The following is a 12368-nucleotide window of genomic DNA, read 5'->3' as shown; positions in this document are numbered from 1 at the left end:
GCCTCAAGGGTTCGCTGCGCGGACCTTACGCTCGCCCTTGACCCGCCAAACCACCCACTGAGAATTCAAAAGAGGCCAAATTGCATTAAACCGTGCGCGTCAGTGCTCGAAGCGTGGTATACATCCTTCGCCTTTTCGCCTAATCCTCGAATCTCAATCTCTAGCCCCTGAATCGCGCCTCCCAATCGGTCTTGCAGCCGCAGTGAGACGTTAGAAATGAGGCTTACTTCTTGTGAGCTATGATTGTTTAAATTTTTAGTCACGGGAACACCTCATAATTTCTATTAACGTAGCTATGTTCGCCCTCTTTGCCCGCGTCGGGACTTTCGAATGCGCCATTTCCGCTTGATTCGACAAGCCAGCCTCCACTCGGTCCAACCAGAAGGTCCAGTTCCTCAGCGGTTTCAGTGTATATTCGTGCCGTCCGTCCATGCTCGTCGAGTAATCCACTTTCCACGACCTCTCCGCTCGCGCGACGCGCTATGTATTTAACGCTGTCAAAATCGGCTAGCCAATAGTCATCGTAAACGTCAAGACGATTACTATACGGTTCTGGCATTCCAGGAAAACAGCCTTGCGACGGCAGCCTTCTTTGTTCTGGAAAGTCATGACTGGCCGCATAGGCTGTCCAGTTTCCCAACGTTCCATGTTCGATACCCGCGCCGTTTATACGGATATAACTACCTCGAGCATGCAACAGGATTTCCTCAGCAGCGGCGATTTCAATACGCTTCTTCTCGCTGATTAGCTTGAGCACCTGATTTGCTACAATTTCGATATCGCCTTTTTGCGCTGCAATATCGACCTGCCCAGATGCAGCAATCAATTTAATTCCAAACTTTTGGACGAATATTGCTAGACGCTCTCGAATACTTGCAAAAAATGACTTCTCACTGGCGATCGCAACGTTTGAACCGGATGTAAGCGCAATGTTTTGGTTGCTCGCGATGTGAGTATGCGAAGATGCTGACATCGCTATACCCGATGCACTGGACAGCACAATATCGGGACGACCGAGTTCGGGAAAACTTCCATATTCGTTAGTGAGACTGCCTTTGATCGCATCGGTTTGTGCATCAAGGGTGCTGGCAATTTCGCTTTGGTCAGCCTGAGACAACTGAGCTCCATGCTGTTGTGCGAGATGAGCCAACTGCTTATGGTGATGGCTTGCTTCCTGAAGCCTCTGGACGGTTTGCGGAATGTCTTTGGCCGGAGCAGACGCCCCTGACTTCGCTTCGGTGGTGACTAAAACGCCTCGATTCGCCCGAACGACGCCATGCGCTTCGGTTGCCAATTCGAACCCTTCCCCTCGCGCCTTCTGTCGCCCTTTGTCTCCATCGATGTGGGTGTTGTACCCCAACACTAGCCGTGAGTTCGCATAATCGCTCGCCACCTGCACCTGCAGTTGGCCCGGCGTGTCGTCCGTCACCACCATGTTCGACCCCTTGTACATCCCATCCAGGTCTTGGCTGCGCCAGCCCGAAAGCGCATGATTCGCGTATAGATCCCAAGGCGCCTCGTTACCGTCCGTCACGTGGCTGCCTAGAATGAATGGCCTGTCTGGATCCGAGTTCAGGTAACCGACATATACATGATCTCTCACGCGGGGAATCCACATCGCTCCATAGCGCTGTCCCTGCCACACCTGCGCGAGCGGCACCCAGCAAGACGCGTTCTCGTCGCGCGAGTTCACCCGGTCCCATACGAACCAAATGCGGATGCGCGCCATTGCATCGCTCAGCACGCCCTTGTTCTCATAGCCCGTCACCACCGCCTTTTCAGCGAAGGCACGCGGCTTCTTCGCCTTCAGTGGCGTGCGGTAAACGTGGTCGGAGGGCTGCGCTGTGAACCTGGTCCGGCATGTGTACTCACGCGTCAGTTCCCCGCTTTGCGTACGCATGTCGTTGTTCACAATCTCGAGCTTTGTGGCAACTACAAGGTATCGCCGGTTCACGGGTGCGACCGGGTGCCCTATCAGACTGAACTGCCGCCCGGCTCGGACGCCGCGCAAATTGCCTTCCGCCTTGATGCGCAGCGACTTATTGCGGTGCGCGTCGGCTCTAACCGTCGCCAGGTGATCGGCTTCGAACTCTTCGTTGTTATGCGGCGCGTTGAGCCCCATCGCACCTTGTTGCGGCTGCGCATAGTCCGCCCAGGCGTACTCTTCGGCGTTGTCGTGTGTCGCGTCCCGGTGATTCGACGTGGTTCGTTCGAGCCGTGCGGTAGATCGGGTGTAGTCGTAGTCGATCACCGCGACCTTTCCAGTGGTGAGTCCGCGTGAGTACTTCAGCTTGTGAATATGCTCTTCATCGATGCGCTGACCGTCCCGTTCGAGGTAACGGATTGTCTCGTAGGCCGGTCCCTGCATTGGGTAGCCCTGATTGTCCATAAGTACCAGCGTATCGCCATCGAAGTAAAACGTTATGCCCCACTCTTGCCACAGGCGATCGAGATAGCTCCAGTCCGACTCCCAGAATTGCCGTTGGTAGTCGCGTTTAGGATAGGGTCCGTGTCCGTTGAACGCACCCAGCAACTTCCATCGGACGCTTAGAGGATATGGTTTAAGAATCTCGTCCGAAATCTCTCGTACGTCCATATCTCTGAAAGTACGATTTTCGCGATTCAAGCTTGCTAGCCATAAGGCGGGCCGTAGACGGAAGCGGTAGAACACGCGCCGCTCGTCGGAGCCCAGACACGTTGCCTCGGAAATGATCCCGATGATTTCGCGCACCTCGGCACCGACGTTTGCTTCGTCTGCACCATCGCAACCTTCGATTGCGATCTTCACGCAGAGCCGCTTGCCGATGAGCGTGTTCACATCGACGTACTTGTGCATCTCGTTTACGTACAAGCCACTGGCTTCAATAGTCGAAACGTCAACCAAGTAGTCGTAAAGCTTGCCGAGCTTCTCGACCCCGCTCAAGCGGGCGGCCTCGAAGATATCCTGCCCGAAGTATTTCGGGAACGCATCGCTGGCCACTGCCAAGGTGCGCGGCTGATTGTTCCAAGCCATCTTATAAACCTCTTTCTCAGAAAACGCCGCGCATGCCGTTACGTGTCGGCCAAGTGAAAATCACACCCCGCTGCCGCGTCTGCAGCACGGTGCGCGTGAAGCTATGCGAAGAAACATGCCGCGCCACGTACCGCTCGAGCGCGAGCGCAAACGTGAACGGCGACCATCCATCCAGCCGGTGTTCATCAAATGTAAGCGTGATCGCCATGCCGCGCGTGAGCTGCAACTCGTTGTCAATGGGGTGCATGTCGTACACAGGCATCACGCTTGCACCGATAAGGCTGTCGAGCCAGCGCGCCATCGTGGGGTCACCTGCACCCAGATAAGGAAGCAACATTTGGCGTAGGCCTTCCCCTGGCTTCGATTCGTCGAACTCATCGTCGAATATCGCCAATTCGAGTTGAAGCTGGCGCACCAGCGCCCAGGCGGTCTGGCCGCGCGCGCCAAGCGCCAAGGGTGGCTTGGGTACAGTCGGCCCGCGAACGAAGCCAACGGACGCCACAGCCTTGGCATCCTTGACTACGAGATCGTTAATCCCGTCACTGGGCAGCATGCACGGCAACTCGCCATTAGTCAGCCATGTCTGCAAGGTGACGTACTGAACGCCGCTGTCGTCTGGCTCCCCATCCAAGCCGAACAACTTCAAGCGCGTGCGGGTGTGCACGAACTGCTGACGGACCTCATAGCGGCGTTCGTTGTCAGCACTGACGTCCAGTTCACGCCACAGCATGAAATAGCGTGGTTGACGTAGCGTATCGTCAGGGAGCGCCGTATCAAGAGGCTGAAAGACGACTTTCTCTGAGTCCTTTTCGACCTGCCCCGAAACAAGATCGACCGAATGCACTTCGTAATCGTCGGGTGCGTCGGTAATTGGCGTGATCCTGTGCTCAGTCTTCTTTCCGTCGATCGCTAGCCGCGTGGTGGTCTTCGGAAACAGGTTCGAGACGGGAGTACAAAACAACGCAAACTGCGTCACATCGATTTGCTGGTCCAAAGACGCCACCTCACACGAGAGCAGGAGCACGATCTCGACTTCGGGACCGCGGATCCGTTTTAGACCGGCAGCCAAACCAGTGAGTGCAAAGAACCAGAACCGCGCGGGCAGCGCAAAGAACTCATGCACCAGCATGCATCCGTGGAATTGCTGAATGACCGGACGCAACATACTCTCGCCGGACTTCAAACCCTCGTATTCCACGTTCATATAGGGTCTGCCAGGCAACCTCGCCCCAAAGACCTCGCCCGTCTCGAACTGACCGGGCACCCCCATAACTATTCCGATCACGGAGGTATGAATCAATTCGAAAAGACGGGACGCGAGGCGCTCGTCGCCGCTGAGATAAATCGGAAGCCGGTTGAGCCCTTCCAGCTTGCAGAACGGCATGCCGTTGAGCGTGGCTAGCCGCAAACGCAATGCGCCGCACACGCGAGCGGAACGCTGACTCTCGCTCACAAACCGGTACAAAGAAGGAATATCGGCGGGGACGCCGGTTGCGCGCACCGTGGCTATCTCGATAGGCCAGACGGTCACAGGCTGGCTGGTGCGAAATTCGGCACTCGGACCCCGAACCTTCGTATGCGGCGTTAATTGGGTGCCCCGCTGCAAAGTAAGTCCATGCGGATTGTGCGCGGCCTGCGCGTCGGGATAAAACCGCGCTACCGCTACCGATGGTAGAGGTGCTGCAAAATTTGGGTTGACGCGCTCGAGTGTTCGCAGTGGAATATCCAAAGACCAGCGATCGATACGCATCTGCGATCGCGCGGCGACGAAGGCAAAACCCTGGAGCAGACGCATTGCGTAGCGGTCTCTCACATCGCCTGCCTGCGCACCGAGCCTGCCTGCGATCTTAGGATACGTGTGGGCAAACACACCGAACGACTCGATGATGTAATGAGATTCCCGTTGGTAGTACTCACGAATTTCCGGATCCATGGCCGTTCCACCCGAACGCTGCAGGTCTTATATAGTTGGTCAGCACGAGCTCTCACCAGTCATCGATAGACCGATTTGGCAGCGCGTTCGTTCGAGACGGCCTCTCCCCAGCCGAACTGAAACTACCGGCACGATTCGTTCGCGATGCGCCAAGTTGGAGGGAATTTATCTCAAGCGACCACTGCGGAGTAGCCGGCCAGGCCACAATTTCACAAAACTTTGCATTGTTTGCGATCAGCCAGCGCTTGAAAAGCACAGTGATATCAAAAGGCGGCACATATTTTCTTAATGGTCGTGACGCAACCAGTCGCAAAGAAGCTCCAAAAGGAAGCGCGAATGTCCGTGTGCAACACGCGGTGGCTAGCGAGCGTCGCTGACTTCGCTGGGCTAGTCCAATGATAAGTAGCGTTGTCATGCACCGAATTAACGAGCATAGGAAAAGGGGCGAGGTCGTGCGCACGTCGGAACGCTGCCGCGCACCGTCCGCAACTACACGGGATACTTGATAAGCGCTGTGGTCTCTTAGTTCATCTAACTCAAGTGGGTTGCGGAAGGCTCCGCCTTCAAGGCAAAAAACGCGCCCAAGAACACCTGATGCTCCCACACCAAGCCAAGCATCCGCTTGGCGGCTCACGCGGTCAATACTGCGACTTTGGCCAGAAGAACGCGCTAATCGAGCAAGGCGGTGCGCAAGATGGGTCACCACTTCGGCCAGCCACCCGGCGCCGCCAAGCCGACCGCAGACAGTAACCAGCGTAACGCCACAGGTCGCCAACAGTGCTCGCATCGAGGTGCCACCCAACCGCAACGTCAGCTTCGAGCCGGTTGCGATTCCTAAGCACTATCGACGCTTCACTGACTCTGCCCGCGAGATCCTCGCCATGTATGCCCGAGGCGTAATGTGCGCGAGATTCAGGGGTTTCTTCGTAAGCAATACGCACCAATTCCCAACACCCCGGTGCCCCGCAAGGTCAAGACTGAAAAGAGGCTACGTCGACCCCTTCACTCCCCCTCCCCCTCCCCAAAATGCGTCACCACCCCCCGCACCCCCGCCACGTTCTCTGCCGCGACCCTCAGCGCATTCCCCTCTTCCGCGCTCTTCACAGCACCCCATAAATGCACCGTCCCCTGCTCGACGACCACGCTCTCACGCGCAATCGCCCACGGATGCCCTTCCATCGCCAGCAGCACCGCGTCACGCAGCGCGGAGTCGTCGCATTCCCCGGCATCGGGCGGACATGGCGTCCTCGTCACCAGCGCGCGAATCAGATTCGCCCGGCTGATCACGCCGACCACGCGGCCATCGCGCATCACGGGCACTCGCTTGATATGCCGCTGTGCAAACAGATCGGCGATGTCCCCGATCGGGCACGATTCCGTGATCGTCGCCACGTCCGTCGACATCACGTCCTTCACCTTCCGCGCGTGCTCCTTCACGTACTGACTCGCCATGTCGCGCGCCGACGGCAGCATCTCCAGCCACCACGCGCGATCCTTCAGTCCCGTTCCAAGCTCCGCGCGATGCATCAAATCGCCCTCGGTGACGATGCCAAGCAGCTTGCCCTCCTCGTCGATGACAGGCATCCCGCTGATGCCCGCGAAGACCATCGTCCCCGCCGCGTCGCGCACCGACATTTCAGGACTCGCAGAAATAATTGACTTCGTCATGATGTCGGATGCTTGCATGTCTGGCTCCATCGAAACCGAAAGGACATCGAACCGGAAGGAAATCGATTCCTACGTTATACGCATTCGATGCGCAAAACACGAATCTTTTGCCTATGATTCGACTCAGGATCGTGAAAGCACTTTGCAGGCATCTTCCAGTACGTCTCACGTCCGCGACTGCGAACCGTCCGCGGCCAAGGAGTCGTTCCCATGAAAGCTCCACAGCGTTCGACGCGGGTCGCGCTGATGGCGCCGCTCTCCGGCGTCATGGTCCCGATCGAATCCGTGCCCGATCCGGTATTCGCCCAAAAGATGGTCGGCGACGGCGTCTCCATCGACCCGGTCTCCGACCAACTGCTCGCTCCCCTCGCCGGCAAGATCACCCAGCTGCACCGCGCCGCGCACGCCGTCACCGTGACGGGCGACAGCGGCATCGAAGTGCTGATCCACATCGGCCTCGACACCGTCATGCTGCGCGGCGAAGGCTTCACGGCGCTCGTGCGCGAAGGCGACACGGTCGCAACCGGCCAGCCATTGATCCGTTTCGATCCGCTCTTCGTCGGCGCCAGAGCGGTCAGCCTGCTTACGCAAATGGTCATCGCCAGTGGCGAACTCGTGACGCGCTACGAACCCGCGACAGGCATCGTCACGGCGGGCAAGGAGGTCGCACTGTCGGTGGAGTTCGTCGGCGCGGCGCGGGGCGCATCGGGCGACGACACCAGCAGCGCCGTCGTCTCCGATGAAGTCGCGCTGCCGAATCCGGCCGGGCTGCACGCGCGGCCCGCGGCGGTCGTCGCGAGCGAAGCGAAGAAGTTCAAATGCGACATCCGTCTCGTGCGCGGCTGCGATAGCGCGAACGCGAAGTCGGTCGTGTCGATCATGAAGCTCGTCACGCGCATGGGCGACAAGGTGCGCGTCGAAGCCACCGGTCCCGATGCGGGAGCCGCCGCCGCCGCGCTCACCGCCCTGCTCGCCGCCGGCTCGGGCGAGAAAGCCGCCGATGCGCCCGTTCCGAAAGCAGCAGACGCAGGCGCGCCACCCGCGCCCGAAGTGCTGCGCGCGACGCGCACCGACGCGAACGAGTTCACGGGCGTTTCCGCGTCGCCGGGAATCGCGGTCGGCGCCATCGTCCAGTTCCGCCAGGAAGTGATCGATGTCGCCGAAACCGGCGAATCCCCGCAGCGCGAGCGCGCCCGGCTCGACGCCGCCCTGCACGACGCGCGCCAGCAGATCGAATCACTGAAGCTCAAGTTGAGCGGCCCGAAGGCGCAGATTATCGACGCGCATCTCGAACTGCTCGACGATCCCGATCTCAACGATCTCGCGATCGCCGGCGTCAGCACCGGCAAAAGCGCGGCCTTCGCGTGGCGCGAGGCTTTCCAGCAACAAGCCGCGAGCCTCGAAGCACTCGACGATGCGTTGCTGCGCGAACGGGCAAGCGATATCCGCGATGTCGGACGCCGCGTGCTCGCGCTCATCGCCGGGGTGAAAGAGGCGCGCATCGGCGTGCCGGCCGATTCGATCCTCGTCGCGGAGGAGTTGTCGCCGTCGGACACGGCGTCGCTCGACCGCGAGAAGGTGCGCGGCTTCTGCACGACAACCGGCGGCGCAACGAGCCATGTCGCCATACTCGCGCGCTCGCTCGGCATTCCGGCTATCTGCGGCATCGACGAAGACGCGCTGCAACTCGCCGACGGCACGCTCGTCGTGCTCGACGGCTCACGCGGCATCTTGCGCCGCAATCCGGACGCTGCGGAACTGAAAGCTGCACGCGACGGCATCGCGCGGCAGGCGGCGCGGCGCGAACAGGAGCAGCTTGCCGCGAGCAAGCCCGCCATGACGGCGGATGGTCATCGCGTGGAAGTGGCCGCGAACATCCGCAATGCCCAGGAGGCGCGCGATGCCGTCGCGGCGGGCGCGGAAGGCGTGGGCCTGTTGCGCTCGGAGTTTCTTTTCGACAACCGCGACACCGCCCCGGGCGAAGACGAGCAGGCCGCCGCCTATTGCGCCGTGGCCGAAGCGTTGGGCCGCGAACGGACGCTCGTCGTGCGAACGCTCGATGTCGGCGGCGACAAGCCGCTTTCCTATCTGCCGCTGCCGCACGAGGACAACCCGTTCCTCGGCTTGCGCGGCGTGCGCGTGAGCCTCGACCGTCCCGACATGTTCCGCACGCAACTGCGCGCGATTCTGCGCGCGGCGTCCATCGGCAAGCTGCACGTGATGTTTCCGATGATCACGACGATCGAGGAAGTGCGCGCGGCGCGGCAGATGTTGCGCGAAGAAGCGGGCGATCATGCGAGCGAGGTGAAGGTCGGCGTGATGATCGAAGTGCCGGCCGCCGCGCTGATCGCGGAGCCGCTCGCGCGCGAAGTCGACTTTTTCTCGATCGGCACGAACGATCTGACGCAATACACGCTCGCGATGGATCGCGGTCATCCGAAGCTCGCGCGGCAAGCCGACGCGCTGCATCCGGCCGTGCTGCGGCTGATGCAGATGACCGTCGAGGGCGCGCACCGGCATGGCGCGTGGGTCGGTGTGTGCGGCGGCATCGCATCGGACGCGATGGCGGTGCCCGTGCTCGTCGGCATCGGCATCGACGAGTTGTCGGTCAGCGTGCCCGCCGTCGGCTCGATCAAGGCGCAGCTCGCGCGCTTCACCCTCGACGAAGCCCGCGCCCTCGCCGCCGATGTCCTCGCGCTCGGCACGGCCGCCGAAGTCCGCGCACGTCTCGCGCCTTACGCGGGCTGAAGCGCGTCCACACGCCATCCTCGTCCGGATCCGGAGCGATCGCCATGTTCAAGAATGCCTTCGGCGTCGTGCAGAAAGTCGGCAAGTCGTTGATGCTGCCCGTTGCCGTGCTGCCCGTCGCGGGTCTGCTGCTCGGCCTCGGCGCCACCGATTTCCACGGCCACGTGCCCGCCATCGTGCTCGCGCTGATGCGCAACGCGGGCGATGTCATCTTCGCGAACCTGCCGCTCATCTTTGCCATCGGCGTCGCGCTCGGCTTCACCGAGAACGACGGCGTGTCGGGCATCGCCGCGACCATCGGCTTTCTCGTGATGACGGCGACGCTCGGCGTGATCGCGAAAGCGCAAGGCGTCGAGACGGACGCCATCATGGGCATTCCGTCGATCCAGACCGGCGTGTTCGGCGGCATTCTCGCGGGCGGGCTCGCCGCCTGGATGTTCAACCGCTATTACAAGATTTCCCTGCCGCCCTATCTCGGCTTCTTCGCGGGCAAACGCTTCGTGCCGATCGTGACGGCCATCGGCGCTATCGTGCTGGGCGCTATCCTTTCCGTCGTATGGCCGCCGATCGGCGGGCTCATCAAGGCGTTCTCGCACTGGGCGGCGGTGTCCGATCCGCGCATGGCGGCGACCATCTACGGTTTCGTCGAACGGCTGCTGATTCCGTTCGGGCTGCATCACATCTGGAACGTGCCGTTCTTCTTCGAAGCCGGCAGCTTCCTCGATCCGGCGACAGGGAAGATCGTTCACGGCGACATCAACCGCTTCTTCGCCGGGGACCCGACCGCCGGCATCCTCTCGGGCGCTTTCATCTTCAAGATGTTCGGCCTGCCCGCCGCGGCAATCGCCATCTGGCATTGCGCGAAGCCCGAAAAGAAAGTCGCGGTCGGCGGCATGATGGTGTCGGCGGCGCTCACGTCGTTTCTGACCGGCATCACCGAGCCGATCGAGTTCGCGTTCCTGTTCGTCGCGCCGGTGCTCTATCTGGTCCATGCGTGCCTCGCGGCGCTGGCGCAGTTCGTCGCGAACACGCTCAACATGCACATGGGCTTCACGTTCTCGCAAGGGGCCATCGACTTCGTCATGTTCAACCTGATCGGCAACAAGTCGACGCACGCCTGGTACGTCTTCTTTCTCGGTCCGATCTATGCAGTGATCTACTACGCCGTGTTCCGCTTCTTCATTTCGCGATTCGATCTGAAGACGCCCGGCCGCGAAGACGATGTTGCCGACGCTGCGTCACCCGGCGCTGCGCCAGGCCCCGGCGGACGCTCACGCGATCTCGTGCTCGCATTCGGCGGACGTTCGAACATCACGAGCCTCGACGCGTGCATCACGCGCTTGCGCATCACCGTCGATAACCCCGCGCTCGTCGACGATGCCAGGCTGAAGGCGCTCGGCGCGGCGGGCGTGCTGCGCATGGGCAACGGCGTGCAGGCGATCTTCGGCCCGCTCTCGGAGAACATGAAGACGGACATGCAGGAATACATGAAGACGGCGGGCAGCGAGGCCGATCTCGCGCCTGCAGATGCCGCCGCCGCAGCCGCGCCGCCCGCCACGGCAACGGCCGCCGCGCCCCCGGCGCTCGCGATGACGGATCTGTCAGCGCGGGCCGAACGGATTCGCGCGGCGCTCGGCGGTGCGGGCAACATCGGCTCGCTCGATGCGCTCGCGCTCACCCGCCTGCGCGTGCGGCTCGCGGACCCGGCGCGGCTCGACGCCGCCGCGCTCCGCTCGGCGGGCGTCCCGGCGACGCAGCCGTTGGCGAACGGCGAGATCGATTTGATCGTCGGACTCGGCGCGGCCGATCTCGCAGGCGCGATGCGCTGACACAGCTGCGCGCCGACAGAGCACCACACGGCCCGCGAACCGCATCTCAAGGCCCCGACGACTCCGCCGCCGTCACCGCCTCCCGATCGCGCCGCACCCAGCGCCAGAAAAGCTGATAGCCGACGGCCAGCATCACGGGTCCGATGAAAAGCCCGATCACGCCGCTCGTCACCATGCCGCCGAGCGCGCCGATCAGCACGACGGGCATCGGCACGGAAACGCCGCGCCCGAGCAGCAGCGGCTTCAGCACGTTATCGACGAGTCCCGCGATAAACACGTACACGGAGAACACGATGGTCGCGACGTTCACGCCATGGGTGACGATCACGAACACAATGACCGGTCCGGTGATGAGCGTCGCCGGCAGCTGCATGATGCCGATGAGCAGCACCGCGAGCGCCAGCAGCCCCGCGCCGGGCAGCTTCATCATCACGAACGCGACACCGATCAGCACCGTTTGAATGAAAGCGATTCCGACGACGCCCTGCGCCACCGCGCGGATCGTCTTCGTGCAAAGCTCGACGATGCGTGGCCCGTTGTCCGCGCCGGAGATGCGCGAGGCGATCTGCAGCGCATTGCGATGTCCCTTCTCGCCGTGCGCCATCACGATGCCCGCGACGATGAGCGCCACGAAGAAGATCACGAGCCCCGCGCCGAAGCCCGTGACCGTGCCCAGCACGGTGCGTCCCGCGACCTTCAGCTCAGGCGCGAAGCGATGCAGCACGCCGGCGAGATCGGTCGACGCCTGCGACCAGAAATCGAACACGCGCTGGCCGATGAGCGGCCAGCTTGCCACCGATGCATCCGGCGGCGGAACGTGGATGCTTTCGCTGCGAAGCACCGCAAACGCATGCTCGACCGAATCCGCGAGCGCGAGCGCGAGCATGCACGTCGGCGCCAGCACGACGGCGAACGCGACGAGCACGATCAGTGTTGCAGCGAGGCCGTCACGCGCGCCGAAGCGCTGGCGCAACATCGTCTGCAGCGGATAGAGCGTGACCGCGAGAATCAGCGCCCAGATCATCAGGTTGAGAAACGGCGCGAAGATGCGAAAGCAGAACACCGCGAGCACCGCGATCAAACCGACCCGGATCAACACATCGAGCAGCTCTCTGGACAGCTCACGTTGAAGCGGTCGCGGGTGCAGCATGGTCGTCTCCTGCCGGACGCAGCCGGC

General features: G+C 61.7%; 6 protein-coding genes. 2 read left to right on the top strand and 4 right to left on the bottom strand.

The genetic code is table 11. The features are described from left to right. Window positions 1-259 precede the first annotated feature (259 nt). From AB6804_RS23660 to AB6804_RS23650, 3 genes are all read right to left on the bottom strand, one after another. The gene (locus tag AB6804_RS23660; protein WP_370888549.1) at window positions 260-3013 is read right to left on the bottom strand and encodes a type VI secretion system Vgr family protein; all 2754 of its coding nucleotides are present in this window, start codon (window positions 3011-3013) and stop codon (window positions 260-262) included. 16 nt (window positions 3014-3029) lie between these two features. Further along, window positions 3030-4946 (bottom strand): type VI secretion system baseplate subunit TssF, encoded by a 1917-nt coding sequence (tssF, locus tag AB6804_RS23655; protein ID WP_370888548.1) that lies wholly within the window; start codon window positions 4944-4946, stop codon window positions 3030-3032. Window positions 4947-5948: 1002 nt separating this feature from the next. Beyond that, window positions 5949-6632, bottom strand: coding sequence for a CBS domain-containing protein (locus AB6804_RS23650; RefSeq protein ID WP_370888547.1), 684 nt, complete (start codon window positions 6630-6632; stop codon window positions 5949-5951). 192 nt (window positions 6633-6824) lie between these two features. On the opposite strand from AB6804_RS23650, the gene ptsP reads away from it, so the two are divergent. After that, a complete protein-coding gene (ptsP, locus tag AB6804_RS23645; RefSeq protein ID WP_370888546.1) occupies window positions 6825-9362 on the top strand; it encodes a phosphoenolpyruvate--protein phosphotransferase in 2538 nt (845 codons plus the stop codon). A 44-nt stretch (window positions 9363-9406) separates the two neighbouring features. Then, entirely contained in the window at window positions 9407-11191 is a 1785-nt protein-coding gene (ptsG, locus tag AB6804_RS23640) for a PTS glucose transporter subunit IIBC (RefSeq protein ID WP_370888545.1), read from the top strand. 46 nt (window positions 11192-11237) lie between these two features. Here the strand turns inward: ptsG and AB6804_RS23635 are convergent, their stop codons facing one another. Next, the gene (locus AB6804_RS23635) at window positions 11238-12341 is read right to left on the bottom strand and encodes an AI-2E family transporter (RefSeq protein ID WP_370888544.1); all 1104 of its coding nucleotides are present in this window, start codon (window positions 12339-12341) and stop codon (window positions 11238-11240) included. Window positions 12342-12368 lie beyond the last annotated feature (27 nt).

This window comes from Caballeronia sp. RCC_10 (assembly GCF_041360715.1).
Classification (GTDB): domain Bacteria; phylum Pseudomonadota; class Gammaproteobacteria; order Burkholderiales; family Burkholderiaceae; genus Caballeronia; species Caballeronia grimmiae.
The sequence above is the reverse complement of the archived record's forward strand: the minus strand, read 5'-3'. Positions and strand labels throughout refer to the sequence as shown.